Source organism: Pseudoalteromonas spongiae UST010723-006, assembly GCF_000238255.3.
In the GTDB taxonomy this organism is placed as follows: Bacteria; Pseudomonadota; Gammaproteobacteria; order Enterobacterales; family Alteromonadaceae; genus Pseudoalteromonas; species Pseudoalteromonas spongiae.
Map to the genome: position 1 here is coordinate 897,846 of NZ_CP011039.1, position 26,924 is coordinate 924,769.

Consider the following 26,924-nt stretch of genomic DNA (forward strand, 5'->3'; position numbering starts at 1 on the left):
ACCCATTGTGTCAGTGAAAAACGTTTTTGTGAAATTGATTAACTCAATCGCATCATTCGCAAATAACGATGGGTGTTTTAAATAAAAATGTTTTTGTTATCCCAAGATCAGGTTAAGTACGGTAAACCGTTTTAATTAAGTGATAACCAAATTTTGTTTTTACAGGGCCATGCACTTCAAATAATGGCTTTTTAAAAACCACATCATCAAATGCTTTTACCATATCGCCTTTGTTAAATTCACCTAAGTCGCCACCGCGTTTACGCGACGGGCATGTTGAATGTTGTTTTGCAAGCTTGTTAAAGTCAGCTCCTTTTTTAAGCTTCTCTTTTAATTCTAAACAAAGTTTTTCAGTATTAACTAAGATGTGATAAGCGCATGCTTTAGGCATTGGATTCTCGAATGCAAATTAAGATACGCGTATTTTAATGGCTTATGGCTATTTTGTCTAAAAGCTGCGAGCTCTTAGGCCTAATTCTGTGGAGTAACCCATCGACTTGGCAATAATTTTTAAATCTTCTGAAATCACATAATAAGTGGGAAACGCAGAAATTTTATAATTACTTGCGGTGTGGCTATCGGCTAATAACACTGGCATGCTGAGGGATAGTTCATCTACAAATGCTTCAACCTGTTGTTTGCTCTCATAGTCAGCGGCAATGGCTATGGCATTGATACTGCCATTTTTAGCCAGTTTATCGAGGTTTGGCATGCTGAGTTTGCATACGGTGCACCAAGGGGCAAAAAAATAAATCACCGTTTGTTGGTTTTGTAGCGATTTAATGGATACTCGCTCGCCGGTTTGTAGTGTCTCTAAATTAAAATAGGGCGCAGGTTGGTCGTTACTGAGTAAGTTTCGCTGCTGAAAAGTGGTGATCACAAAAAAAATCACAGAAAAAAATAAAATATTTGAAATGATACTTTTTATATTTAATTTCATAGGGTTGAAGTGTTCTCTAAAGGTGAGTTTAGGGTGGTTAATTAAAAAAATTTAAATTAATACCTTGAAAAAGAATTTAGCCACCACATATCTAGTTATGAAGACGCCATAAGGGTTTTCTAATCAGGTAACAATTTGAATTGCCTGACTTTATTTAAGACTTGTCCGCTTTAGGAGAGTCGTTTTTAAGACAATTATCGCTTTATGAGGATATATACTATGCGTAATTTAGATCTATCTCCACTTTATCGTTCTTTCATCGGTTTTGATCACTTAGCTCAAATGATGGATAACGCGAGCCGCAATACCAAACAATCAAATTTTCCGCCTTATAATATTGAGCTTTTAGGTGAAAATGACTATCAAATCACCATGGCTGTTGCAGGCTTTTTAGAATCTGAGTTAACCATTGAAACAGAGAAAAACACGCTAAAAGTATCGGGCGTGAAAGCTGAAAAAGAGTCGCAAGCTGAGCGTAAATTTATTCACCAAGGCATTGCTGAGCGAAACTTTGAGCACAAATTCCAGTTAGGTGATCATGTTAAAGTTGTAGGCGCAAATTTAGAAAACGGTTTATTGAACATTACTTTGCTTCGCGAAATTCCAGAAGCGCATAAGCCACGTAAAATTGCCATTAACTCAACGCAAGAGTTACTTGAAGAAGCATAAACTTTAAAACAGATTTCCCAACCACAAAAAGCGCCGTAAGGCGCTTTTTTAGTTTAAGGCGTCGAGCGCGCGCTGTAATTTGACTTGGGCGAGGTGATTAAGGTTTTGCGCTTTTTCAATGCTAATCGCATTAAACGCCACTTCATCACCTGCGCGCTTTTGTAATAAGTTTGCACAATCTAATGCAGTGACTGAGCCAAGTTTCGGATAGCCGCCAATGGTTTGGCGATCATTTAAAAGTACTATGGGTTGGCCATCGGCAGGGACTTGTATTGCACCTAGGTTAATACCCTCAGAAAATCGTGCACCGGTTGGGCTTTCTAATGCAGCACCTTGTATACGATAACCCATGCGGTCACTTTGTCCAGTTATGGTATAACTTGAACTTAAAAAGCGGTTTATATCAACCGTTGAAAATTCATGATGTTGCAATGCAAGCACCATATTAAGCGGTGAGTTTTGGCAATAGTTAGGTATTAAGTTAGCAGGTAACCTCTTTTGCTTTGTAAAACGAGGTGCTTGCTGTTTTATTAGTGAATTAGCTTCAACTTTGCAGCCAAGTCCTTCACGCATGACAGTACTAACACTTGTAAAATGGGACTGCGCCTTGATACCACCTGAAATTGCAAGCGTGTGCCTCAAATCAATGTGGGGCGTTGCAATTTCAATTACATCGCCACGTGCTACTTGAATACTTTGCCAAAGCACTTGGCTTTTATTGTTAATCGTAAACCCGACATTTGGCCCTGTGAGTGCAATCGTTATTGGCGCTAGTACTTCCGCACGAAAGCCGCCTAGTGTTAACTCAAGTGCAGGACTATTAATTGGGTTGCCGACAAGGGCATTGGCAACTTTAAAGGCATATGGGTCGTGGCATCCACCTGTGGTAAGGCCTAAATGGTTTTGCCCGAATCGCCCCAAATCTTGAACGCAGCAATAGAGCCCCGGGTTTATCACTTTGAGAACGCTAGTCAATGTGGCCTCCTAAGCGAATAAATTCGTTTCGCTCAATCGGTATAAACTTCACGCTATCGCCAATATTAAAAGGCAAAGGTGGGGTATTCGCAGCATCAAATAGTGAAACAGGGCAGTTGCCAATAAGATTCCAACCACCGGGTGAAGCAGCTGGATAAACCGCAGTTTGCCTATCCGCGATGGCGATTGAACCCTTGGCTACCTTTTTACGAGGAGTAGCAAGGCGTGGAGTGGCAAGTATTGGGTTTACTTCACCTAAAAAAGCAAAACCGGGGGCAAAGCCAATTGCAAATACACTGTAAATTTGTTCGCTATGGTATTTGATAATATCAGTTACAGTCAGGTTTTTTGCTTTTGCTATGGCGTTGATATCAGCACCCACTTCGCTATGGTAATAGGCGGGTAACTCGATTTGTTTTACTAAAAATGCAGTATCGTTTAGCTGGGTTAGTACGCTTTTAATTTTTTGCTTTATTGAGAAGTGATCAATAGTCAGGCTTTGATAAGTAACTAACGCACTGGTGTAGGAAATGGTCACATCAACAATTAATTCACCTAGTGACGTCTTTAAAGCGTGTGAAAAGGCAGCGATTTTTTGCGTTTGCTCGCTTGAAACAATATCACTAAAGTAAACTATTACGGCATTTTCGCTCGCATCAAAAATGCGATAGCTAGGGTTACTCATTGCTACCAATAATCTGTTTGATTTTTGCTATTTGAGCAACTGCACTAGGGTTATCACCGTGAACACATAACGAGTCACATTGCAGTGTTAACTTACTGCCATCACGGGTGGTGATCGTACCAAACTGCTTTAACTCACTCACTTGCTCAAGTAACTTGGTTTCATTGTGCACAGAACCTTCAAGATTACGTGATACCAAGGAACCATCAGGGGTGTATTGTCTATCAGCGAAGACTTCAAACAGTAATTCAATGCCGGCTTTATGTGCGATTTTAATTGCTTGGCTGTTATCTATTTTACTTAGTACCATTAACTTTAACTCACTGGGGTAACTTGCGATTGCCTGTGCAATGGTGTTAAGTAACTCGGAGTTTGCCATCATATCGTTATAAAGTGCGCCGTGTGGTTTTACGTAGCTAAGGCTAAGCCCTTGTACTTTTGCCATGCCTTCGAGTGTTGCGATTTGGTAGTGCAGTAAATTGGTCAGCTCGGTATTTGATAGTTGCATGCTACGCCTGCCGAAACCTTGCCTGTCTGGGTAACTTGGATGCGCACCTATCTCAACATTATGAAGTTTCGTTAGACTCAGTGTTTGCGCCATTACATTTGGGTCGCTAGCATGAAAGCCACACGCAATGTTTGCCATATCAATTACTGCCATGGCTTGTTCGTCACAACCAAGTGAGTATTGGCCAAAACTTTCACCTAAATCGCAATTGAGCTTCATGGTTTATCCTTGGCAGCGTTTGATGTTATCGAGAATAATGCCGCTAGCCATAGCAACATTGAGTGATTCAGCCTGACCAAATGCAGGTATAGTTATTTTTTTAGTAATCGTACTGGCAATATGCTCGCGAATACCGTGAGATTCGCTACCCATCACTAATATTAAGTCGCTTTCAAAGTGGGTTGCGTGAATGCTTTCGCCGCCTAAGTAAGCGCCATAGACAGGACGAGTTTGCTTACTAAAGTAGTCAGTTAATTCAGTTTGAATAATGTTGACACGGGTAAAGCTTCCCATTGTCGCGCTGATCACTTTTGGATTATAAGGGTCTGCACAGTCAGGGCTTAAAATCAGCTCATTAATGCCATACCAGTCGGCCACGCGAATAATGGTGCCTAAATTGCCTGGATCGGCAACACCATCAAGCACAATGGAAATACCTTGGCTATTTGGCTCACTTTGTTTTGGCGTTTCAACAATCGCAATGGCGGCATTATTACTTACTAAAGTGCTGGCTTTAGCAAGTTCCTCTTCTTCGCAAGTGATGATGTTGAGGTCAGTTAATTGTGAAGCGTGCTTTTCGCAAAAAATTTGGGTTGCAAAAAGCTGTTCAATAACTAAATTGCTGTCGAGTAATTCGAGTACGTTTTTTTCACCTTGCACTAAAAATAAATTTTGTAACTTGCGCTGTTTTTTTTGAGATAACGCACGTAATTGTTTTAGCTGGTTTTTAGAGATCATAATGTACCCTTCTTAATTCTCCCAAAATTATATCACTCATCGCTTTAGGCGGAAGGGTTTTGACAATAAGAATTTTTGGCCTATACCTAAAAGTGTAAGGCAAATGCTTTATATACTCACAATTCGTTCAAATGGTTTGAACCTCAACGCAAAGGAGCGCGTAATGAAATTACTTTCACTGCCAGTACTTGGCGCATTATTATTAGGTATTACTTCAATCACTTTTTCTGTGAACGCAGAGTCACAAGCGACAAAACCGACAAAGAGCAACGTTGAAGAGGTTGTTAAGTTAGAGCTCGTCAATGTAAATACGGCGAATGCAGAGCAGTTAGCTACCTTGCCCGGTATTGGCGAATCGCGAGCGCTTAGAATTATTAACTATCGTGAGCAGAATGGAAAAATAAAATCCCTTGAGGAATTGAATGAAATTAAGGGATTTGGTGAAAGGTCAATCGCCAAACTGAAAGGTAGAGTAACGTTTTAATTAAAAAGGGGCGTTTGCCCCTTTATTTATTATTGTTTTCGAACTCAGCTCGCGCCTCTTTAAGCAGCGGTTTAATAAACATTAGTGTGAGTGGTGTAGTTATAAGTGGATAGCACAAACCCACTATTAGTAAGTATAAAAGCAACCACCAAGATTCAATATTTGCTAACAGCAAAAATATGGGTGTTAAACACGCTATTTTTACTACATTGAGTGTAATTTTTTTGCTGGCCGGCAAGTTCGCCACGGCTAAGTGAATAACTTCTTGTCGTTGTCGAACTGATAAACCATCTAATTCAGGAATGTTTTTTGTTGAGAAATACATATTAAATCTTTTTAGCGAAAACCAAACGCGTAATTAACACAACAAACAATACCGCACTGGCAATCGCAAAGATCACTTGCATCCAACCTGGCATACTCAAGCCAAGAAATTGCCAGCTGATATTTCCGCAATCACCGGTTACTTCAAAAAACCATGGCATCCACTGGTGCAGCGGTAAAAACTCAGGGAAGTTCGGCTCAAATGCACAACCTGCAAAAGCAAAAGGGTCGGTATTATTTTGCATAGCGATATGTTCGGCAGCAATTAAGTAACCCCAAATTGCTGAAATAGCCCAAAGCGTAAATCCGATAACACGAGCAAAGACATTTTGCGGTTTAATCGCACCTGCAATACCTGCAAACAATAGCCCCAGCATCGCAGTACGTTGATAAATGCACATTACGCATGGCCCTAAATCCATTGCGTATTGGAAGAAAAGTGCAGCACCTTCTAGGACAAGAGCGATGCCCGCTAATAGAAGCCAAGGTAAGCGTTGTTCCGGCAAGTGAGCAAGTTTTGAAAACATAGGCGATACTAAAATTCGTTGATAATGGGGCACACTATAAAAAAAACGTCACTGCTTCGCACGAATTTTCGATGGAATTTTGTAAAACGGCGTAAATACCAAGGTTTGCGTGATTTTTGTATTGTGAAATGCGTTACAAACATTAACAGAGCTTTGGTAAAAACAGTTTACAGACTATTTTATCTTATGCATTTATTTGCTTGTGCAAACAATCGCATCTGGTACAATCAGTTTGATTAAAAAAGCATTACAAGAACGACTGGACACTTCATGAGAATTTTTAAAGCCAAAAGCCCTGCGGGATTTGCTGAGGAATACATAGTTGAATCGATTTGGAACGGCGAATTTGCGCCAGGTTCAATTTTACCAGCAGAGCGTGAGCTTTCAGAGCTTATAGGTGTAACACGTACAACTTTACGTGAAGTGCTACAGCGTTTGGCGCGCGACGGCTGGTTGACTATTCAACACGGTAAGCCAACGCGTGTTAATAATTATTGGGAAACGTCGGGTCTTAATATTCTAGAAACGCTCGCTAAATTAGACTCAACTAAAGTACCCGAACTAATTGACCAGTTGCTTTCAGCGCGTACCAATATCAGTGCTATTTATACGCGTTCAGCGATTAAAACAAATCCTGATAAAGTAATCGAAACCTTGTCTCGTGCTGATGATTTAGCCGACACAGCTGAAGCGTTTGCAGATTACGACTACCGCATGCATCACGAACTTGCATTTGCCTGTGGTAACCCAATTTACGTATTAACGTTAAATGGTTTCAAAGGTTTTTACGCACGCATTGCGCGTCATTACTTTGCCGATGAGCGTACGCGAAAGTTAGCACTTAAGTTTTTTGCAGAATTAAAAGCACTAGCAGAGCAAGACAAGTTTGATGAGTCTATTTTCTTAGTGCGTAAATATGGTCTAGAGTCAGGCGCATTATGGCAAGAAATTAGAGAAACTATGCCTGAAGATATTATGGAGCAAGATGCGTAATTAACTGCGCGCTTACCCAACGAAAGCCAGCACAATTGCTGGCTTTTTTGTTTTTATTGCTGAAATAGCAAGGTAGGTGAAACCTCTTACCTACCGTAAGAAAAGTGTCGTGCAAAAACAACAATGATTGATAAGCTAGAACGCACAATTGTGTGATTTCTATCATAATCGTTTTTATCGAATGGCCTTATCGTTTTAATTGATTATCTTTAACTACATCGATTCGTTAAACTTTCTGCAGTATAAAAATAAAAGCCAAGCCCTCTTGGTTTTTTTTATTTTGGCATTATATTTATTGCCAGAGATGATGATTAATCATCAAAACTGGATATTTCATTATAAATAATTGGAGAAAATAATGGGCGTATTAGTAGGCCGCAAGGCACCAGACTTTACAGCTGCAGCAGTTCTAGGTAACGGCGAAATCGTAGATAGCTACAACTTACACGAAGCAATCAAAGGTAAAAAAGCAGTTGTTTTCTTTTACCCATTAGACTTTACATTCGTATGTCCTTCAGAGCTAATCGCTTTCGACAAGCGTTTTGAAGAATTCCAAAAGCGTGGCGTAGAAGTAATCGGTGTTTCTATCGATTCACAATTCTCACACAACGCATGGCGTAACACACCAGTTAACGAAGGCGGTATTGGTCCAGTTAAATACGCACTAGTTGCTGACGTTAAACACGAAATCTGTCAAGCATACGACGTTGAGCACCCAGAAGCTGGCGTTGCTTTCCGTGGTTCTTTCCTTATCGATGAAGAAGGTAACGTACGTCACCAAGTAGTTAACGACTTACCACTAGGTCGTAACATCGACGAAATGCTTCGCATGGTTGACGCACTAGCATTCCACTCAGAGCACGGTGAAGTATGTCCTGCTGGTTGGGAAGAAGGTAAAAAAGGTATGGACGCAAGTCCAGCTGGCGTTGCTGCATTCCTTTCTGAAAACGAAGGTGACCTATAAGTCTTTTTTCGTTAAAAGCTGCATTTTAGCAGCTTTTAAAAGATATAAAAAATCCGGCAATTGCCGGATTTTTTATGGTTTAATTTCTAATTAGAACTTGTATTTAGCACCTAACATAAATACAAATGGGTCGATTGCAACGTCTGACGTTAATACCTTGTTGCCACCTGCAAATACTTCAGCATCTGTATCGATGTCGATGTAAGAAGCCATTGCGTGAATACCCCACTTTTCATTGATCATGTAGTTTGCACCTACTTGACCTGCTAAACCAAATGAGTTTGATAGCTCAAGTTTAACATCATCAGTACCTAATACTGCTTTTAGGTCTGCACCCGCTTCGCTGTCAAAGAAGATTGTGTAGTTAACACCAGCACCTACGAATGCACGGAACTTGTCACCAGCGCTACCGAAGTGGTATTGTGCAAACAGTGATGGTGGTAAGTGTTTAGTTGAACCAATGCTTGCGCCGCCGATAGCTAAATCACCAATTTTACCTTCACCAGAAATATCGTGGCTAAATGGTGTTGCTGCTACTAACTCTACTACCCAGTTATCGTTAATTGCATAGTCAAATGTAATACCTAGCTGGGTGTTGCTGTCTACTGAAACGCCCGCTGTTGGGATTTCATTTAAGTAGCTTGTACCGCTGTCAGGGTTTACGTTGATTGCACCTACGTTAACGCTTAGTTTTGCCATTGCTGGTGCTGCGATTAAACCTGAAGTTAGTAATGCTGTAGTTAGTAATTTTTTCATCGATAATCTCCCGAATCATCTTTTGTTTTGATGTGGCTATTATCGGTAGCTAGAAAAATTAAAAGCTGTTCTAGATCAAGTTTTGATAGTCAAATACGGTCTATCCACATTAGAATTTGATTTAGATTAAGTTTTTGACAGCCTAGAGTTCGTTTATGAGTATTTTATTAGTAATCCCCAACCGCAAGCTCGATAAACTCATCGAAAAATTTCAAAGTATATTGCCTGACGTTAAAATTCAGGTGTGGCCAGAAGTGAGTGATGCACTCGCGGTTGAATACATTGTTGCATGGCAACCACCGAAAGGATCGTTAGCACCGTTTGTTAATTGTAAGGCGATTGCGTCGTTTGGTGCTGGCGTAGACAGTTTATTGCAGTACGATGGTTTACCCAATGTGCCAATTACCCGTATTGTTGATGATAACTTAGCAAGCGATATGAGCCGTTACGTACTCACGCATATTTTAGCGTATCAACATCGAGTTGAATTATACGTTAAGCAGCAACAAGAAAAACTGTGGAAGCCAAAACGTGCAAGAATGGGCAATAAGGTAACAGTTCTTGGCGCAGGGCAGCTAGGTACTGCCAGCGCAAATTTACTGCAACTAAATGGCTTTGATGTCAGTGTTTGGTCGCGAACCGCTAAATCACTAGAGGGCATTACTAGTTATGCGCAAGATGATTTAGCACGAGCGGTAAGTGATGCCGACTATATTGTGTGCTTATTGCCCTCAACTAAACATACCCACAATATGATTGATCATTCGTTTTTATCAAAAACCAAAAAAGGTGTTGTGATTATTAATGTTGCACGCGGCGATATAATCGATGAGCAAAGTCTATTAGCTAATCTCGATTCAGGTCAGGTAGCGCATGCCATTTTGGATGTGTTTAGTATTGAACCTTTGCCGCAAACACATGCATTTTGGCAGCATAGCGCAATAACTATTACCCCTCATTGCTCGGCGCTTAGCAATGTTGATACAGTGACACGTCAGTTGTGTGATAACTATTTGAGATTAAAAGCGGGCCAAGCGCTTGTGAACACCGTAGACTGTGACTTAGGTTATTAAACTACTGGTTGTAAAACCAGCATTTTAATGGGTTGTTAAAATTTGTAAATTGTTTAGAATGATTCTCCAGTACAGTTTATGTACTAAAACAATAATAAAAAAACAAAATTATTGGGGGAGTTATGCACCGCGCAATGGCAAAAGGGATCAAATTAAGCTCAGTCGCTTTATTGGTTGCTTTTTTAGGAGTGAGTGCTTGGTTCACTCAGGCTGATGAAGCCGTAAACCAAAATACAGTAGTAACAAATGCAGAATAAGGCTCAATAGAGCCTTATTTTTTTGCGTGAATTTCTTTGTTTGCAAGTTTTGCTTGTTCGTTTTTACTCAACAATACGTAAACTGCGCCATAGCCACCGTGATGGGTTTGCGCGCTATGAAAGCCAAGTACAAACGGGAAATGCACAAGCCACGCATTTACATGACTTTTTAATTTAGCTGGTTGTTCGCTATTTTCTTTGCCAACACCGTGTTTAATAAGCACAACACGTATGTTGCGGCGATGACAATCAGACAACTCTTGTATTAACTTATCCTGTGCTTCTTTGATGGAGTGGCCCTGCAGCTCAATTTTGCCATCGATATCATATTTGGCAAGTCGCAAGTTTTTAAATACGCCAGCCTGAAGGCCTGAAGATTTGTAGCTAATGTAATCGTCGGGTTCAACGTATTCAACAGTTGCACTACTCAATGCATCATTTAGTAAGCTTATTTGCTTTGAGCTTTGTTGCTTGTAGAAATTACTTAGCGCGTTCTTAGCGTTAGAGGTTGGGGTTGAAACAGCGTCTTGTTTGAGTGGCGTTACATCAGCCATTTGCTGTAAAAAAAGGTCAGAATCGGAATGTGACATGATATGGCCCCAAATGGTTACGAAATCATGTCACTATTGTATCGTTATGCTTAATTCTGTTCTAGTTGATACTGGGTATAAACTTTAAATAGATAAAACGCATTAATCAGAATAAGCGTGATATTTGACAAATGCTGTTGTGGCGCAGTATTCATACTTTGCATAATAAAAAGTGCAACTAATGAAATTGCGGCAAATAGCTTGATAACCTTAGTATTACTAATAAAAAATGCACCAATACATAAAGCGACAATTGTTAGGTTTGTTGATAAAAAAATTAAGTTTTCCACTTTGGTGCCTCCGATAATACTAATTGGCGCGAATTATCGGAGCATTCTAGTTTTTGTTCAAACGAGAAAATCTACAATTTTATAATAAAAAAAACTAATCCGAAAATAAGCTCAAGATCACCGAAATAAAACCTTCCTGCTTAACTACTTGATATTTATGACAACCTACATTTTGATTAATGTTATCGCATAAAAAGATCTTTCCTTGGTCGATTTCGCCTGCAAGGGTGAGGTCGGAATCAAAAATGGTTGCTGGTAGACCTAAAAAACCAGGCCAATAGATACTCGTACCCACTACATTAAGCTTTTGGTACGAGATTAATTGTGGTTTGGGAGTAATTAAAGCGGCTAGGGCAATAAAGGCTAAACTTAACCATAAGCCTTTTTTCGGTTTAGCTTCTACTTTGGCTGCTACTTGTTTTTGTGCGGCTTGAATTTCAGCCTGCGAAGGACTTTGAGCTGGTTGTTTTTTTGTGGCTCTTTGTTTTACTTTTTTTTTGCTGGCTGAGTCGCCCATTAACGACTGGCGCTTAATTTTAATAGACATATGTATAATTTCGTTTGACAATAGTGTCATTAATTTGTGATCTGAATTATAAGTATATAAGTTTAACATTATAATTCATTAATAAATACGGGACGATTTATGAGTGGTGAGCACGCTATTTTAATAGTAGATGATGTAGGGACAGTGAGAAACTTTCTTCACCAGACTTTGATTCATTTTGGTTTAGCAAACATAGACGAAGCATCAACTGCACAAGCGTGTTTGGAACAGATTAAAAACCATCAATACGACGTGATTTTTTTAGATATTGAATTGCCAGATGGTGATGGTAAAGAACTGATCAAATCAATTAACGAGATTTCACCCGAGGCGAATGTGGTCATGGTTTCGGCACACTCAACGGTTGAAAACGTTAAGGACGCGATTGAACGTGGTGCAAAAGGGTTTGTGGTAAAGCCATTTTCACCAAAAAAGATTGCAGGTATTTTGAAGAAGCTACTGCCTGAGCTGGCAATTTAGTTGCGATACAAATTTGAGACATAAAAAAACCGGTGTTAACCGGTTTTTTTATTTGCAAAATAAAGTACTAATTAAAGTGCTTTAATTTTTGCAGCAAGACGGCTCTTGTGACGAGCTGCTTTGTTCTTGTGAATTAGACCTTTAGTTGCGTAACGGTCTAAAACTGGAACTACTTTTTCGAAAGCTGCTTGTGCGCCTTCTTTGTTACCCGCTTCGATTTCAGCAACTACTTTCTTGAAGAAAGTACGCATCATTGAACGACGGCTTGCGTTGTGCTGACGACGCTTTTCGCTCGTAATAGCACGTTTTTTTGCAGACTTGATGTTAGCCAAGGTTTGCTCCTAACAATCTTAAAATAAGCTTAATTTAAAGGCCGAGGAATATGCCAACATTAAGTACAAAAGTCAATGACTTTTGTACTTTAGTTTAGCTTAATTGCTGTACTGGCTTGCCTCAACCGAACAAGTGGCGGGAGTATATCAAATAAGCACTTAGCAATACTAGTACTTCACACGATAATTTATCGTTATAAACTGCATACGCGTGTGTCACCACATAAGAAGTTTGTGGCATACTGAGCAACTTAATTTTATTGTCGGTTATTAAAGCGTAGGGGGAGCAGTGGCAAAAGGCCTATTTCGTTCGGGCATGGTTGTGAGTTTAATGACCTTTATTTCCCGTATTTTAGGATTGGTTCGCGATGCGGTTACGGCTCATTTACTCGGCGCAGGTGCTGCTGCTGATATTTTTTTATTTGCTAATAAAATCCCCAATTTTTTACGTCGCCTCTTTGCCGAAGGAGCATTTGCGCAAGCTTTTGTACCCGTATTAACTGAAGTAAAAGAAAAAGACGGCGACAACGGAGTACGCATATTTGTAGCCCAAGCAGCAGGCACACTCGGTACGGTGTTATTAATTGTCACAATTCTTGGGGTGTTAGGATCAGGTGTAGTTGCCGCGATATTTGCACCGGGTTGGTACAATGAATATGTTACTGGCGGTGCAGAAGGGTTTAAGTATGAACTATTCAGTCAAATGCTTAAATTAACCTTTCCTTATTTGTTTTTTGTTAGTCTTGTGGCGTTATCTGGCGCAGTACTCAATGTCTACAACCAGTTTTCGGTTGCCGCTTTTACGCCTGTTTTATTAAATATCTCTATTATTGGTTGCGCATATTACTTTCACGATAAATTTGAGTTTGGTGCATTTGCTATGGCACTTGGTGTGTTTATCGGTGGCCTAGTACAGCTTTTGTTTCAACTGCCATTTTTACGAAAAAATAATGTGCTGGTAAAACCAACATTTGCGTGGCGCGATAAAAACGTAAAGAAAGTGCGTACGTTAATGTTACCTGCAATGTTTGGTGTTTCGGTAAGCCAAATCAACTTGTTGTTAGATACAGTGATTGCATCGTTCTTAGTTACCGGCTCAGTTGCTTGGCTTTATTATTCTGACCGTTTAATTGAATTTCCACTTGGCTTATTTGGTATTGGTATTGCGACAGTTATTTTGCCTACCTTGTCTAAGCTACATGTCAATGATGATCCTAAACAGTTTCAAGCCACAGTCGACTGGGGCGTACGTTTTGTTGTTTGGCTTGGCATTCCCGCCTGTTTTGGTTTAATAGTGTTAGCGCCTTTGATTATTAATGTGTTGTTTGGTCATGGGGAATTTATGGCCAGCGGCAATCATATTGAAAAGGTGGCAATGGGTGTTACTGCGTATGCGTTTGGCCTGTTAAGCTTTATGTTGATTAAGGTTCTGGCCCCCGCTTTTTACGCGAAACAAAATACTAAAACACCAGCCAAAATTGGCGTAGCCGCAATGGTATTAAATATGGTGTTTAATTTAATACTAGCCCCAATGTTTGGCTATTTAGGTTTAGCGCTGGCAACATCGCTTTCAGCTACCTGTAATGCAATTTTACTCTATTACTTTTTGCACAAGCAGGGTGTTTATGGGGTGTCGAAAACCACTGTATGGTTCTTCGTAAAGTGTTTAATAGCCAGTATTTTAATGTTTTTAGCTGTTTCTCAATTACAGCACTATTTCCCATGGCAGCAGCAAGGCTTTATGCAACAAGTGGCTTTGTTAAGTGGATTTATCGTGGTCGCAGTAGTTGTTTATTTTTTACTGCTTGTGCTCATGGGTGTGCGATTCAGACAAATAAAAAATATTAACTGATAATCGAGTAAAAAAAGTCTATAATCGGGCGCTTAAATTTTAATTCACTTTTTTTTGAGGTTTGCTAGTACGTAATGGAGTTAATCCGCGGTATACACAATATAAGGCCAAAACATAAAGGCTGTGTATTAACCATTGGTAATTTCGATGGTGTGCATTTAGGTCACCAAGCGGTTATCAAAGGGCTAATTCAAGATGCAAAACAATATCAATTGCCCAGTACGGTAATGATATTTGAACCTCAGCCACAAGAGTATTTTAGAAAAAGTGATGCACCAGCACGTTTAACACGTTTACGAGACAAACTAGCGTTATTGTCTCAATTAGGGGTGGAACGTGTTATTTGTATAAAATTTAACGAGAAATTTGCGAATCAATTTGCTGACGAGTTTGTTGAGCACGTACTGGTTGAAAAACTTGGCGTAGCTGCGTTAACTGTGGGCGATGATTTTCGATTTGGTAAAGGTCGCAGTGGCAATTATCAAATGTTACAAATAAGCGGTGCAACGCATGGCTTTAATGTAAAAAGTACCGCAAGCTTGCGACAAAAAGATTGCCGCGTGAGTAGCACTGCAATTCGCTTAGCATTGAGCCAAGGTGATATTCATCTGGCAAATGAAATGTTAGGCCGAACTTACAGTGTTATTGGTAAAGTGGTACATGGCTGGAAGAAGGGTCGAGAACTAGGCTTTCCGACGGCAAATATTCCGCTTAAACGACAAGTTAGTCCGTTAAGTGGTGTGTACTGTGTACAAGTCACAGTAGCAAATAAGATTTATTACGGGGTTGCTAATATTGGCACTAAGCCAACATTTAATGGCAAGCGCACCCTTTTAGAAGCGCACCTTTTTGATTTTAATTGTGACCTTTATGGTCAGATTATCGAAGTTGCACCTGTGCATAAACTTCGAGATGAAATAAAGTTTGATAGCTTTGCCCAGTTAACAGCGCAAATTTCGCGTGATGTTGACGATGCAAAAGCCTATTTTGATTTAATTTAGTAGCCGATACGGAAAGTAGAATTAAATGAGCGACTACAAACATACCTTAAATTTGCCGGAAACTGAGTTTCCAATGCGTGGTAACTTAGCAAAACGCGAACCACAAATGCTTAAATCTTGGTACGAAAAAGACTTATATGGTCAAATTCGCACCGCTAAGAAAGGCAAGAAATCTTTCATTTTGCACGACGGCCCTCCGTATGCGAATGGCAATATTCACCTAGGTCACTCTGTAAATAAAATTCTTAAAGACATTATTATTAAGTCTAAGACGCTTTCAGGCTTTGATGCACCGTATGTTCCAGGTTGGGACTGCCACGGTTTACCAATTGAGCTACAAGTAGAAAAGAAAGTAGGCAAGCCAGGTAAAAAAGTATCTGTTGCCGAATTCCGCGAAAAGTGCCGCGACTACGCTAAAAAGCAAGTTGAAGGCCAAAAGGCAGATTTTAAACGCCTTGGTGTATTCGGTGATTGGGACAAGCCTTACTTAACAATGAACTTCGACTTTGAAGCAAACGCGATTCGCGTATTAGGCCGCATTATTAAAAACGGTCACCTTCATAAAGGTTCTAAGCCAGTTCATTGGTGTACAGATTGTGGTTCAGCACTTGCTGAAGCAGAAGTTGAGTACCAAGACAAGCAATCGCCTGCAATCGATGTTAAGTTCACCTTTACTGATCAAGCAGCACTTATCTCTAAGTTTAACTTAGCGGATGGTCATGAAGGCGAAGGCGATATTAGCATTGTTATTTGGACTACAACACCTTGGACACTGCCTGCTAACCGTGCGGTTGCAGTGCATGAAGGTCTTGAGTACAGCTTAGTTCAAATTGAAACTGAACAAGGTAAGCAGCGTTTAGTATTAGCATCTGACTTAGTAAAAGATGCAATGGATCGTTATGGCGTGGATAAGTTCCATGCACTTGGTTATTGCCAAGGTTCAGACCTTGAATTATTGCAAACAAATCACCCATTCTACGATTTCACGGTTCCTGTGATTTTAGGCGAGCACGTAACAACAGATTCTGGTACGGGCGCGGTTCATACTGCACCGGGTCACGGTCAAGAAGACTTTGTTGTGGGTCAGCAATATAACTTAGAAGTAGCTAACCCGGTGGGTGCTAATGGTGTGTACTTACCTGATACTGAACTATTTGCAGGCCAACATGTATTTAAAGCGAATGCGAGCGTAATTGACGTATTAACTGAGAAAGGCGCATTAATGCATCATCATGCGTTTAATCACAGTTACCCGCATTGCTGGCGTCATAAAACGCCAATTATTTTCCGTGCAACGCCGCAGTGGTTCGTTAGTATGGATCAGGCAAATTTGCGTCAAGATTCATTAAGCGAAATCAAAAAGACTCAGTGGCTACCAGAGTGGGGCGAAAGCCGCATTGCGAACATGGTTGAAGGCCGCCCGGATTGGTGTATTTCACGTCAGCGTACGTGGGGTGTGCCAATTGCGTTATTCGTTGATAAAGATACAGGTAGCCTTCACCCGAATACTGCCGAGCTTATCGAGCAAGTTGCTGCAAAGGTGGAAGAAAAGGGCATTCAAGCTTGGTATGACTTAGAAGTAACTGAGCTACTAAGTGCTGAAGACGCAGAGCAATACGTAAAAGTACAAGACACCTTAGATGTTTGGTTTGATTCAGGTGTAACACACGCATGTGTTGTTGATGCACGTGAAGAACTAACAGGTCCTGCTGATTTATATCTTGAAGGTTCTGACCAGCACCGTGGTTGGTTTATGTCGTCAATGATGACATCAGTTGCGATTAACGGTCACGCACCATATAAGCAAGTGCTTACACATGGCTTTACGGTTGACCAAAATGGTCGCAAGATGTCGAAGTCACTGGGTAACGTAATTTCGCCGCAAGATATCATGAACAAAATGGGTGCAGATATCCTGCGTTTATGGGTTGCGTCTACTGATTATACAGCAGAGATGACAGTTTCGGACGAAATCTTCAAACGTTCAGCAGATCGTTACCGCCGTATTCGTAACACTGCACGTTACTTATTAGCGAACCTAAATGGTTTTAATCCAGAAACAGATATGCTTGCAGCAGATGAAATGGTTGCTCTTGATCGTTGGATCTTAGACCGTGCCGCTGTATTACAAGACGAGCTAGTTGCAGCATACGATGAATATCAAATGCTGGTAGTAACACAAAAGCTAATGAACTTCTGTACCGTTGAATTAGGCTCGTTCTACTTAGATGTAATTAAAGATCGTCAATACACAGCAAAAGCCGATAGTGTTGCACGTCGTTCATGTCAAACTGCGCTTTATCATATTGCTGAAGCAATGACGCGCTGGATGGCACCAATTATGAGCTTCACTGCACAAGAAATCTGGCAAGTACTGCCAGGTAAGCGTGATGAGTTTGTATTTACAGGTGAATGGTACCAAGGTCTGGTGAAAGCAGATTCAGCTAAGCTAGATAACGCTTTCTGGCAGCAACTCTTAGAAGTGCGCGCTGAGGTAAACAAAGTACTTGAAGCTGCACGTAAAGAAGAGAAAATCGGCGCAACATTGCAAGCAGAAGTTACCTTGTATGTGGGAACTGAGCTTGAAGCGCAACTGAATGCGCTTGGCGATGAGTTACGCTTCGTATTGCTTACCTCAAAAGCTGTTGTTGAAAATAAAGAAAACCGTCCAGCAGATGCGGTTGCAAGCGAAATTGACGGTTTGTTTATTTCGGTAGCAGCAACATCAGCAGAAAAGTGTGAGCGTTGTTGGCATTACTGCGATGATGTAGGCACTCACGAAGAGCACAAAGATATTTGTGGCCGCTGTGTAACCAACGTAGATGGCGAAGGTGAAGTTCGTCAATTTGCATAGGGGATTTGTGTGTTAAAAGGACGTAGTGGTCTAATTTGGTTAGTGCTCAGCATCATTTTGCTGGCACTAGACCAGATTACTAAATGGATAGTGAGCACAGAAATGTCTCTCTACCAAACAATTGATATTCTGCCAGTATTTAATTTCACTTATGTGCACAACTATGGTGCTGCATTTAGCTTTTTAAGCGAAGCGGGTGGCTGGCAAAAATACTTTTTTAGTATAATCGCAGTGACGATCAGTGTACTGCTGATTTATTGGCTAAAAAAATTACCAGCAACTAACAAATTACTATGCAGTGCGTACGCATTAGTGTTAGCAGGTGCAATTGGTAATTTGATTGATCGCTTAGTACATGGATACGTAATAGACTTTCTACATGTATATTACCAGCAATATGATTTCCCTGTGTTTAATATTGCTGATGTTGCAATCAGCATTGGCGCAGCGTTGCTGTTACTTGATGCGTTTTTTGAGCAAAAAGAGAGCGATAAATGACAGATTTAAAGATTGGTGAAAACTCAGAAGTAATTTTTCACTTTTCAATCAAATTAGAAGATGGCTCAGCTGCCGATTCAACGAAAGTTCATAACAAGCCAGCTAAACTAGTGATGGGTGATGGTAGCTTAACTGCAAATTTTGAAAAGTGTTTGTTAGGCTTATACGCAGGCGATGAAAAAAGCTTTACGCTGGCGCCAGAAGATGCATTTGGTATGCCTAATCCTGATAATGTTTACTATGTTGACCGCAGTAAATTTGGTTCAGATACACCGGCTGAAGTAGGCGCAATTATCGCGTTTACACAACCTGATGGCACCGACCTTCCTGGTTTAATTCGCGAAGTGGCGGGTGACTCTGTAACGGTTGATTTTAATCATCCATTAGCGGGACAACAGGTTGAGTTTGAAGTTGAAATTTTAGAAGTGCGAAATTAATGAAAATTTTGTTAGCAAACCCTCGTGGCTTTTGCGCAGGGGTTGATAGAGCGATTAGCATTGTTGAACGTGCTTTAGACTTATTTAAGCCGCCTATTTACGTGCGTCACGAAGTTGTGCATAACAAATATGTGGTTAATCGTCTTAAGGATCGCGGTGCAATTTTTGTTGAAGAATTGCACCAGGTACCTGACGATAACATTGTTATTTTTAGCGCTCACGGCGTATCGCAAGCGGTACGCAAAGAGGCTAAACGTCGCGAGCTTAAAGTGTTTGATGCAACCTGTCCACTTGTCACAAAAGTGCATATGGAAGTAACACGCGCTAGCCGCAAAGGCACAGAATGTGTGTTAATTGGTCACCATGGTCACCCAGAGGTGGAAGGTACTATGGGTCAGTACGACAATGATGACGGCGGCATTTACTTGGTGGAAACACCAGAAGATGTAGCAACACTTTCAGTGAAAGATGCGGATAACTTGTTCTACTGTAGCCAAACAACACTGTCGGTGGATGATACTGCTGATGTGATTGATGCGCTGCGAGTAAAATTCCCAAACATTCATGGTCCGCGTAAAGACGATATTTGCTATGCAACACAAAATCGCCAAGATGCGGTGCGTGATTTAGCCGATAAGAGTGATTTAGTATTAGTGGTTGGCGCTAAAAACAGTTCTAACTCAAATCGTTTACGTGAGTTAAGTGCAAAAGTAGGAACACCTGCACACTTAATTGATGATGCAAGCGTAATGGAACAAGTCTGGTTTGAAGGTGTAACGAGTGTCGGTGTAACAGCAGGAGCATCTGCACCAGAAGTCTTGGTGCAACAAGTGGTAGACCAACTCAAAGCATGGGGTGGCACAGAAGCAATTGAAAACCCAGGTGAAGAAGAAAATATCATCTTTGCGGTACCTGCTGAATTGAGATAACGACAAGGCTTGCTAATGATTTCGATGAATCAAATTAAAGGCGATTTATTAGCAAGCTTACTTAATGACCGCGCACTGTTAGCAGTAATTATTGTCGGCCAACTGTTGGCCGTTATTTTAACCTTCTCACCTCTTATTCACCGCGACCCTTGGCTTGCCCTCGCACCCGTTAGTCTGTTTATTCATTTTGTTTCACTCACCAGTTTAACGTCAATTTATTTGCTTAAAAGTCAGTTGCAAAAAGCAAGTTATCAGCAGCAACTTATTGTACTAGTCCTACTTATATGCGGTTTTACAGTTGCAACCAGCTACTTTGTTTATTCGTTTGAGATTTTAGATGACATTTCGCTGCTCGAATTTTTAACACGAAATTTGCTTATCGCGTTTATAATCGCAATGCTTTACGCGCAATTTAGCATTATGCATGCAGAGCGCAGCCATTCAGAACAAGTCGCCACTAAGGCGCAGTTAAGTTCGTTACAAGCTCGGATCAGACCACACTTTTTGTTTAACAGTCTTAATATGGCAGCTGAATTGGTGTATCACGATGCACAAGATGCTGAAAAAACAATTTTAGCGCTGGCAGACTTATCCCGTGCTGCAATGCATTGCGATGAAGCGATTTTACTTGAAAAAGACGTATTATTAGCCCAACAATATATGCTAGTTGAGTCTTGGCGCTTTGGTGATAGATTAACCGTTGATTGGCAAATTCCAGAGCACTTACCTGAACTTAAAATACCTGCGTTGACTATTCAGCCTCTTTTAGAAAATGCGATTTGCCATGGCGTTGAGCCAAGTGTGAGTTCATCGCATATTTCAGTGCAATTATTAGTAAGTAACAGTTCAGTGTCGCTCATTGTCGATAATCCGTACTTGCCTGAAGCATCTAAATCGAGGCCTAGCAATGGTATTGCGGTAGAGAATATTAAAGAGCGGCTGCAAATGTATTTTGGTAAACGGGCAAAATTGACTCATTTTGTTCAAGGCGATAGTTTTCGCACTAAGTTGGTGATCCCGAGATAGCAATGAATGTATTAATTGTTGATGATGAACCGTTAGCGCGCGCGCGGATCGCACGTTTACTGCAAAAATTAAGACCAGACTTTAACATAATGTCGCTTGCGGAAAACGCTGAGCAGGCGTTACTGGCGTGTAGCGACTTAGTGCCAGATTTAGCATTGCTTGATATCGAAATGCCTGGATTATCAGGGATAGAACTTGCTGAAAAATTGAAAGAATTTAACCCACCGCCCGCGATTATTTTTATCACCGCTTACCCAGATAAAGCGCTTCCTGCGTTTGCGGTAGCACCGCAAGGATATTTAGTTAAACCGATTGATGAAGTTGCACTTGCAAAAGCGATAGATGGTCTGAAAATTTCACATCGCGCGCAAACTGCTTTAAAGCAGCAGGCCGCTATTGAGTACATCGAAGGTGGAATTCACAAAAGTGTGTTGGTATCAGATGTTCGACTCGTTCGTTCGGAAGATAAATACTTGCGTGTCATTACGCCAAATACAAGCGTATTAATTGAAGGTTCGTTAAAAAAACTCTTATCAGAATTTGAATCTTACTTTGTGAGAGTGCACCGCAACACAATTGTTAATCAAAGCTACTTGACCGAAATTGGCCAAGATCACAACAAGCACTGGCTTAAACTATTAGATTTTAATGAAAAAGTAGAAGTTAGCAGACGCGAGTGGCCGCATATTAAACAGCTAATTCAGCAATAACTACCGTTTATCTGAAATCTTAACCGTTAACACCCTGTTAATTGAGTTTCATATTTCGTTCAGCGATTATTAAGCTAGAAAATTTTCAGCTTAAAGGATGAATGAAAAATGAGAGCAAACTCGTCACCTTTTTCCTCATTACCAAGGCAACAAGCAAACAAAGGCTTCACACTTATTGAAGTGCTTGTAGCTTTTATTATTTTGACAGTGGGTTTACTTGGCACTGTAGCGTTGCAAACTAATGCAAAGCAGGCCAGTTACGATGCTAACCAACGTAGTGCAGCGTTGGCGCTCGCTAACGATATAATGGAAAGAATTAGAGCGAACGACACAGCAGATATCGTAGTTAACTATAGTAAAACTTTTAGTTATAAAAATACACCTGTGTCGAAAAATTGTTTAAATATACGTTGTTCTTCGAGTGATATTGCAGAATATGATCTTTCTCAATGGCAAAAAGCGTTACGTGTTGCAGATAACACAGGAACACTTGCAAATGGCACTGTATGTATTAGACCTACGGCGGATGACAATGGTGTTTTTCTCAGAGTAGTGGTGGCTTGGCAAGGACGACAAAAACTAACTGAAGCTACAAATAAAGATATTCAGTGTGGGACGATTTCAAACCGTAGAACTGTTGTATTGGATAGTTATGTGTTTATGAGGGAGGCTTGATAATGACCAAAAGTAACTTACAAAACCAGCTAGGTTTTACAATGCTTGAATTGCTACTTTCTTTGTTTGTCGGTGGTTTTGTGCTTGCCGGTGTCATGTTCACTTATATGGGCATGAAGATGAGTACTTCCGATACTTTAGATATGGGAGAGCTCCAGGAGTCAGGTAGACTGGCTATGGATATATTAAAAAGAGATATCGAGTTAGCCGGCTTTTGGGGGAATTTTTTGCTTACACCCAATGCTTCTTTTCTAACTAATGCTCCTCCGAGCTCTCCATCAGACGATTGCTTCGAAGGTGTTAACAATGGAACATTTCCAGAATTGGGTTCCAATTCTGCTTTTAAAGTATTTTATTCAAAAGAAGCAGAGTCATCAAATGAACTAAGTTGTATAAGTAGTCCAACTTCGGGTAGTGATATTCTTCAAGTTAAGCGTGTTTTGGGTGAAGAAGTTACTGGAGCCACTGTTTCTTCAAATACTTACTTTATTGGCACTCCCCAAACGGCACGTTTTTTAAGAGGGACTGGAGGCGGGCTGAGCACCAGTGGGAATGCAAAAGTTTGGGAGTATGCACACAATGTATATTTTGTTCAGGATCAGTCATACACACTTAATGGTAAAGCTGTAGAAGTACCGACATTAAGGCGAATGCGTCTCTCAAATGGAGAGATGATTTCTGAAACAGTGATGGAAGGAGTTGAAAATATTCGTTTTTTGTTTGGTTTAGACACAAATAGTGATTCACGTGTGGATATGTATAAAACATCATCACAAATGTCTCAGACTGACTGGGACCAACAAAACGCAGTCGTTACCAGTGTTCAAATTTTTATACTTGTTAGAACGCTTGAAGAGGATAGAGATAATCCTCCAGGAAGTCAGACTTTTATCTTGGGTGGAGAAGGCGAACATACAAGAAGGTTAAGCTTTGATGATAACTTCAGACGTAAACTATTAACATCAACTGTACGCTTAGTAAATGTGGGGACAGATCAATGGGCAATTTAAATAAACAAAAGGGTGTTGTTCTTGTTGGTGCAATATTAATGATTTTAATGGTATCAGGAATAGCTGTTAGCGTTATGAGTGGCAGTGCTCTCGATAGTAAGATGATTATCGCTACGCAGGAAAGCTATATGACAGAGTCAGTCGCACGAGGTAATACTGAAGAGGCCATTAAAGATGAATTGGCGAAAAAGTCGGGCAATAGATTTCTAATGAAGAAAAGAGCTTATCCGTCAGAGTCCATCACGCTCTCTACATCGGGGTCTAACATTGTAATGGTTAATGAAAATAACAGTACTGTATCGGATTTATTAGATTGTCCGCCACGTTTTGCGCCAACACCAAGGATGAAATGTAATTACTTAAAGTTAATTACTTCAAAAAGTTATGGTAAAGGGAATAAACATACGATGACACTAAATACGGGTATTGAACAAGAAATGATGGGAGGTTCTTAAAATGATAGCTAAATCGTATACGAAAATGAGAGTTTTAGTTTGTTTTCTTATTTCTATTCTTTGTTTGAGTCCGAACGCGTTTGCAGAGGACATTGAGCTATACATTAATGCACTTTTACAAGAGAAAGAGAAAGCGAGAGTAATGTTGATGTTTGATACTTCAGGCAGTATGCAATACTCGTCAGTTAACGGTAATAGATGTCGTGACTTTTATAACAATACAATTGATTGCGTTAGTAAAACAGTAAATGGAAGCGTTTTTAAATGTCGTGATGGTTATAATGCTACCTATAAAGAATGTCCTGCAAGTCGTTTACAGGTCGCCAAAGAAGCAGTAACTAGTGTTATTGAAGATTCAAAAGATGTTGAATTCGGTATTGGTATTTTTGATAGTTATGTTAGCTATATAGTTGCGGGAATTGGAAAGAAATCAAAAGCTGACTTAAAAACAATCGTCAACAACTTAGATGGCTCTGGTGGTACGCCGATAACAGATTCAGCTTATCAAGCATATAGTTACTTTAGTGGTGGCCCCGTGTTTGAAAGAGGGTATTTAGACAGCGAACGTGACAAATCGATAGAAAAAGACGGGTATTACATTTCCCCTTTTGCAAATCTAACAGGCCCAAACGGAAGTTATCAACCACGTTGTGATAATGATGCATACTTCATTATGATGACCGATGGTGATCCTAGTTCAAGCGGTAACTATCACAATGCTGCTGCTTCAATACAAGGTCTGTTACCGGATGCCAGTTACACAGATGCAACATACACAGACAAAAATGGAAACGTATATACTCTAGCCGCAATGTATCAGCATTTTCCACGAATTGCTGAATTTATGGCGAATAACGATGTTTACTCAAAAGACCAAAAAACAAATAATATTAAAACTTTCACTATTGGTTTTGGTAACGGTATGAGCGAGAAAGGTCAAGGGATGCTAGAGGCCGCGGCTAAAAAAGGAGATGGTGATTATTATGATACCAGCGATCCGACTCAGTTAAACACGAACTTAAAGGCAACATTGCGGAAAATAGTTGAAGTATCGGGTAACTTTACATCTCCATCCGTTGCAGCGAGTCAGAGTGATAGCACTCGAACGAAAGAGTATGTTTATTACTCACTGTTTTCGCCGTTAGGTTCATCTCGTTGGAATGGTAACATTAAAAAGCTGAAAATTAATGGATACAATATTGTTGATCAGGACAATAAGAACGCAATTAATAGCAAAGGTGAAATAGATAAAGAGGCTAAAACATTTTGGCGCGATTATGAGCCGAGCGAAGGAGATGTTCCTTCCAAAGATGGCAGTAATGTAATGTTAGGTGGATTAGATGAGCAAATTACAAATCCTGTTCAACGAAAAATATTCACGGACTTGGGGGATTTCAGTAGCGAAAATACAACTGTTCTAGCGAAGATAAAGGTTGCACTCAAAGATTATTCTGGTAGCAGTGCTACTGATCAGGAAGCCAAAGACATGATGGATTGGATGAGGGGCATTGAAAAAAATGAAGAAGGTGAAGTCGCTTTACGTGACCATATATTAGGAGATGCACTTCATTCAAAGCCTGCGGCCATTACATATGGCACTGCGGGCAATGACAGTAATGACTCGACATATTTACTGTTTGGTACTAATGCTGGCTTTGTCCATTTTTTTGAAGATACTAGTGAAACTAAAGCAACGGAAGTTTGGTCATTTATTCCTTCTGAGTTGTTTAGTATTCAACCTGGCTTAAGAGATAATATTCCAGGTAAGTTGTATGGAATGGATCTAACACCGACTATCTATCATGATGATGCTAATGGTGACGGTAAAGTTAACTCAACAGAAAAAGTTTGGGCATTTATGGGGATGCGAAGAGGCGGTAGCACTTATTATGCGTTAGATATTTCCGACCGCCAGAATCCGAAGCTACTCTGGGCCAAGGGGGCATCTGATTATCCTAATTTAGGGCAAACCTGGTCTCAACCTAGGGTGATTTATATAAATTTACCATCCTACGCAGAAAAACCATTGTTAGTATTTGGTGCAGGCTATGATAAGGAGCAATTTGAAAATGGTGCCAGCAATACTGTTGGAGCTGGTGTATACATTGTAGATGCTGAAACAGGTAATGAGGTATGGAGCACTGATGACATTTCATTTGACGGCAATGACAGTATTGTTGGAAGAATTGCGACGTTGGATTCAGATTATGATGGATACACAGATAGGCTATACGCAGCGGATACCGGTGGTAAAGTTTGGCGTATCGATTTAGCTGGCTCTAACACCTCTGATTGGTCTGCATTTGAATTCGCTAGCTTGCCAGGTAAATTCTTTTATCAACCAGAGGTTGCACGCAGTTATTACAGCAGGGTGACAACCTTTAGAACTGATAACCAAGTCGTTAGTGCAACACGTATGATAGTTCCATTTGAAGCTGTAGTAATAGGTAGTGGTGATAGAACTAGTCCTTTAGATCAGTCCAGTAATGATAGTTTGTACATGATGCGAGACATCAATGTTATTACAGAATCATTTAAATCTAATCCGCCAGCGAGTATTGACTCGGATGATTTAATGGCGATTGATACATCGACATTTGGTAGCTTAACATCAGCACCAGATGACTTTATTGCTAAAGAAGCTGAGTTAGCAAAGTATAGTGGATGGAAATATGCACTATCTGGAATGGGTGAAAAAGCTTTAGCTAAGCCAGCGATAATTGGAGGAGTTGCTTATTTTCCGACTTTTATGGCTGGTTCTCCAAATACAGATGAATGTTCGCTAACTGGTGGCACTGGCCGTTTATATGCACTTCATTTACACTATGCAGTTAATGTATACAAGGATACATACACTGAAACGGGCGATAGTATTCCTCCTACACCAGAATTAGTTTTTTCTGAGGATGGTGACGAAAAGTCTCAGTTCTTGCTTATTGGTATTGGAGCAGGTGAAAACAATTCAGGCATTATAAAGGCGAAATCGATTAATGACAGTGCTGTCCCAGAACTCGTTTGCGACGAAAATGGTGAAAATTGTAAGATTAATTTAACAAGTGGCTTTGCTGGTTTTAAAACACATCGCAGCTACATGTATCGTGAAACAAGTAACAAGGTTAATTAGTA

32 protein-coding genes are annotated in these 26,924 nt (G+C 40.3%); 19 read left to right on the forward strand and 13 right to left on the reverse strand.

Going from position 1 to position 26,924, the window contains the following annotated elements; translation table 11 throughout:
- Positions 1–112: 112 nt before the first annotated feature.
- A complete protein-coding gene (ppiC, locus tag PSPO_RS04220; RefSeq protein WP_010560675.1) occupies positions 113–391 on the reverse strand; it encodes a peptidylprolyl isomerase PpiC in 279 nt (92 codons plus the stop codon).
- 57 nt (positions 392–448) lie between these two features.
- Positions 449–940: a TlpA family protein disulfide reductase gene (locus PSPO_RS04225; protein ID WP_010560674.1), complete on the reverse strand. Its 492-nt coding sequence runs from the start codon at positions 938–940 to the stop codon at positions 449–451.
- A 219-nt stretch (positions 941–1,159) separates the two neighbouring features.
- On the opposite strand from PSPO_RS04225, the gene PSPO_RS04230 reads away from it, so the two are divergent.
- Positions 1,160–1,609 (forward strand): Hsp20 family protein, encoded by a 450-nt coding sequence (locus PSPO_RS04230; protein ID WP_010560673.1) that lies wholly within the window; start codon positions 1,160–1,162, stop codon positions 1,607–1,609.
- Positions 1,610–1,657: 48 nt separating this feature from the next.
- Here the strand turns inward: PSPO_RS04230 and PSPO_RS04235 are convergent, their stop codons facing one another.
- Genes PSPO_RS04235 through PSPO_RS04250 form a run of 4 tightly spaced genes read right to left on the reverse strand, consistent with a single transcriptional unit; the run spans position 1,658 to position 4,734 of the window.
- A complete protein-coding gene (locus tag PSPO_RS04235) occupies positions 1,658–2,584 on the reverse strand; it encodes a 5-oxoprolinase subunit C family protein (RefSeq protein WP_010560672.1) in 927 nt (308 codons plus the stop codon).
- A complete protein-coding gene (gene pxpB, locus PSPO_RS04240) occupies positions 2,577–3,269 on the reverse strand; it encodes a 5-oxoprolinase subunit PxpB (protein ID WP_010560671.1) in 693 nt (230 codons plus the stop codon). The genes PSPO_RS04235 and pxpB overlap by 8 nt, the downstream gene beginning before the upstream one ends.
- The gene (locus PSPO_RS04245; protein ID WP_010560670.1) at positions 3,262–3,996 is read right to left on the reverse strand and encodes a 5-oxoprolinase subunit PxpA; all 735 of its coding nucleotides are present in this window, start codon (positions 3,994–3,996) and stop codon (positions 3,262–3,264) included. Before PSPO_RS04245 ends, pxpB begins: the two co-directional genes overlap by 8 nt.
- Positions 3,997–3,999: 3 nt before the next feature.
- Positions 4,000–4,734 (reverse strand): TrmH family RNA methyltransferase, encoded by a 735-nt coding sequence (locus tag PSPO_RS04250; RefSeq protein ID WP_010560669.1) that lies wholly within the window; start codon positions 4,732–4,734, stop codon positions 4,000–4,002.
- Positions 4,735–4,897: 163 nt separating this feature from the next.
- Here PSPO_RS04250 and PSPO_RS04255 point away from each other — a divergent pair, with 163 nt between their 5' ends.
- Positions 4,898–5,218, forward strand: coding sequence for a ComEA family DNA-binding protein (locus PSPO_RS04255; protein WP_010560668.1), 321 nt, complete (start codon positions 4,898–4,900; stop codon positions 5,216–5,218).
- Positions 5,219–5,240: 22 nt separating this feature from the next.
- Here PSPO_RS04255 and PSPO_RS04260 read toward each other — a convergent pair whose 3' ends face one another.
- Together PSPO_RS04260 and dsbB are read right to left on the reverse strand one after the other, a co-directional pair.
- Entirely contained in the window at positions 5,241–5,543 is a 303-nt protein-coding gene (locus PSPO_RS04260; RefSeq protein ID WP_010560667.1) for a DUF6170 family protein, read from the reverse strand.
- A gap of 1 nt (position 5,544) precedes the next feature.
- On the reverse strand, positions 5,545–6,069 hold the full coding sequence (dsbB, locus tag PSPO_RS04265) for a disulfide bond formation protein DsbB (RefSeq protein ID WP_010560666.1): 525 nt from the start codon (positions 6,067–6,069) through the stop codon (positions 5,545–5,547).
- Between the two features lie 270 nt (positions 6,070–6,339).
- Here dsbB and fadR point away from each other — a divergent pair, with 270 nt between their 5' ends.
- Positions 6,340–7,062 carry a fatty acid metabolism transcriptional regulator FadR gene (fadR, locus tag PSPO_RS04270; RefSeq protein ID WP_010560665.1) on the forward strand — a complete coding sequence of 241 codons (723 nt, stop codon included), beginning with the start codon at positions 6,340–6,342 and terminating at the stop codon, positions 7,060–7,062.
- A 358-nt stretch (positions 7,063–7,420) separates the two neighbouring features.
- The gene (locus PSPO_RS04275; protein ID WP_010560664.1) at positions 7,421–8,026 is read left to right on the forward strand and encodes a peroxiredoxin C; all 606 of its coding nucleotides are present in this window, start codon (positions 7,421–7,423) and stop codon (positions 8,024–8,026) included.
- Positions 8,027–8,116: 90 nt separating this feature from the next.
- Here PSPO_RS04275 and PSPO_RS04280 read toward each other — a convergent pair whose 3' ends face one another.
- On the reverse strand, positions 8,117–8,782 hold the full coding sequence (locus PSPO_RS04280) for an OmpW/AlkL family protein (protein WP_010560663.1): 666 nt from the start codon (positions 8,780–8,782) through the stop codon (positions 8,117–8,119).
- 155 nt (positions 8,783–8,937) lie between these two features.
- On the opposite strand from PSPO_RS04280, the gene PSPO_RS04285 reads away from it, so the two are divergent.
- Together PSPO_RS04285 and PSPO_RS21935 are read left to right on the forward strand one after the other, a co-directional pair.
- Positions 8,938–9,855, forward strand: coding sequence for a 2-hydroxyacid dehydrogenase (locus PSPO_RS04285; protein WP_010560662.1), 918 nt, complete (start codon positions 8,938–8,940; stop codon positions 9,853–9,855).
- Positions 9,856–9,977: 122 nt separating this feature from the next.
- Positions 9,978–10,112 carry a hypothetical protein gene (locus tag PSPO_RS21935; protein WP_267890920.1) on the forward strand — a complete coding sequence of 45 codons (135 nt, stop codon included), beginning with the start codon at positions 9,978–9,980 and terminating at the stop codon, positions 10,110–10,112.
- Positions 10,113–10,126: 14 nt separating this feature from the next.
- On the opposite strand, the gene smrA is transcribed toward PSPO_RS21935, so the two are convergent.
- The 3 genes from smrA to PSPO_RS04300 all read right to left on the reverse strand — a co-directional run bounded on the left by smrA (position 10,127) and on the right by PSPO_RS04300 (position 11,539).
- The gene (smrA, locus tag PSPO_RS04290; RefSeq protein ID WP_010560661.1) at positions 10,127–10,702 is read right to left on the reverse strand and encodes a DNA endonuclease SmrA; all 576 of its coding nucleotides are present in this window, start codon (positions 10,700–10,702) and stop codon (positions 10,127–10,129) included.
- Between the two features lie 50 nt (positions 10,703–10,752).
- Positions 10,753–10,992, reverse strand: a complete 240-nt coding sequence (locus tag PSPO_RS04295; protein WP_010560660.1) for a hypothetical protein — start codon at positions 10,990–10,992, stop codon at positions 10,753–10,755.
- 94 nt (positions 10,993–11,086) lie between these two features.
- On the reverse strand, positions 11,087–11,539 hold the full coding sequence (locus PSPO_RS04300; protein WP_040642527.1) for a hypothetical protein: 453 nt from the start codon (positions 11,537–11,539) through the stop codon (positions 11,087–11,089).
- Between the two features lie 99 nt (positions 11,540–11,638).
- On the opposite strand from PSPO_RS04300, the gene PSPO_RS04305 reads away from it, so the two are divergent.
- Positions 11,639–12,019: a response regulator gene (locus PSPO_RS04305; protein WP_010560658.1), complete on the forward strand. Its 381-nt coding sequence runs from the start codon at positions 11,639–11,641 to the stop codon at positions 12,017–12,019.
- Positions 12,020–12,090: 71 nt separating this feature from the next.
- On the opposite strand, the gene rpsT is transcribed toward PSPO_RS04305, so the two are convergent.
- Complete coding sequence (rpsT, locus tag PSPO_RS04310) at positions 12,091–12,351, reverse strand: 30S ribosomal protein S20 (RefSeq protein ID WP_010560657.1); 261 nt, start codon at positions 12,349–12,351, stop codon at positions 12,091–12,093.
- A gap of 289 nt (positions 12,352–12,640) precedes the next feature.
- Here rpsT and murJ point away from each other — a divergent pair, with 289 nt between their 5' ends.
- From murJ to PSPO_RS04370, 12 genes are all read left to right on the forward strand, one after another.
- Positions 12,641–14,203, forward strand: coding sequence for a murein biosynthesis integral membrane protein MurJ (gene murJ / locus PSPO_RS04315; RefSeq protein WP_010560656.1), 1,563 nt, complete (start codon positions 12,641–12,643; stop codon positions 14,201–14,203).
- A gap of 74 nt (positions 14,204–14,277) precedes the next feature.
- Positions 14,278–15,204, forward strand: a complete 927-nt coding sequence (gene ribF / locus PSPO_RS04320; RefSeq protein ID WP_010560655.1) for a bifunctional riboflavin kinase/FAD synthetase — start codon at positions 14,278–14,280, stop codon at positions 15,202–15,204.
- Between the two features lie 25 nt (positions 15,205–15,229).
- Positions 15,230–18,058: an isoleucine--tRNA ligase gene (gene ileS / locus PSPO_RS04325; protein ID WP_010560654.1), complete on the forward strand. Its 2,829-nt coding sequence runs from the start codon at positions 15,230–15,232 to the stop codon at positions 18,056–18,058.
- Positions 18,059–18,067: 9 nt separating this feature from the next.
- Positions 18,068–18,556 carry a signal peptidase II gene (gene lspA, locus PSPO_RS04330; protein ID WP_010560653.1) on the forward strand — a complete coding sequence of 163 codons (489 nt, stop codon included), beginning with the start codon at positions 18,068–18,070 and terminating at the stop codon, positions 18,554–18,556.
- Complete coding sequence (fkpB, locus tag PSPO_RS04335) at positions 18,553–18,993, forward strand: FKBP-type peptidyl-prolyl cis-trans isomerase (protein ID WP_010560652.1); 441 nt, start codon at positions 18,553–18,555, stop codon at positions 18,991–18,993. Before lspA ends, fkpB begins: the two co-directional genes overlap by 4 nt.
- Positions 18,993–19,922, forward strand: a complete 930-nt coding sequence (gene ispH / locus PSPO_RS04340; RefSeq protein WP_010560651.1) for a 4-hydroxy-3-methylbut-2-enyl diphosphate reductase — start codon at positions 18,993–18,995, stop codon at positions 19,920–19,922. Before fkpB ends, ispH begins: the two co-directional genes overlap by 1 nt.
- A gap of 15 nt (positions 19,923–19,937) precedes the next feature.
- Complete coding sequence (locus tag PSPO_RS04345; RefSeq protein ID WP_010560650.1) at positions 19,938–20,948, forward strand: sensor histidine kinase; 1,011 nt, start codon at positions 19,938–19,940, stop codon at positions 20,946–20,948.
- A gap of 2 nt (positions 20,949–20,950) precedes the next feature.
- On the forward strand, positions 20,951–21,658 hold the full coding sequence (locus PSPO_RS04350; protein ID WP_010560649.1) for a LytR/AlgR family response regulator transcription factor: 708 nt from the start codon (positions 20,951–20,953) through the stop codon (positions 21,656–21,658).
- A 108-nt stretch (positions 21,659–21,766) separates the two neighbouring features.
- Positions 21,767–22,333 (forward strand): type IV pilus modification protein PilV, encoded by a 567-nt coding sequence (gene pilV, locus PSPO_RS04355; RefSeq protein WP_010560648.1) that lies wholly within the window; start codon positions 21,767–21,769, stop codon positions 22,331–22,333.
- 2 nt (positions 22,334–22,335) lie between these two features.
- Positions 22,336–23,343: a PilW family protein gene (locus tag PSPO_RS04360; RefSeq protein WP_010560647.1), complete on the forward strand. Its 1,008-nt coding sequence runs from the start codon at positions 22,336–22,338 to the stop codon at positions 23,341–23,343.
- Positions 23,331–23,798: a hypothetical protein gene (locus tag PSPO_RS04365; RefSeq protein WP_010560646.1), complete on the forward strand. Its 468-nt coding sequence runs from the start codon at positions 23,331–23,333 to the stop codon at positions 23,796–23,798. The genes PSPO_RS04360 and PSPO_RS04365 overlap by 13 nt, the downstream gene beginning before the upstream one ends.
- Before the next feature lies 1 nt (position 23,799).
- Positions 23,800–26,922: a pilus assembly protein gene (locus tag PSPO_RS04370; protein ID WP_021033072.1), complete on the forward strand. Its 3,123-nt coding sequence runs from the start codon at positions 23,800–23,802 to the stop codon at positions 26,920–26,922.
- Positions 26,923–26,924: the final 2 nt, after the last annotated feature.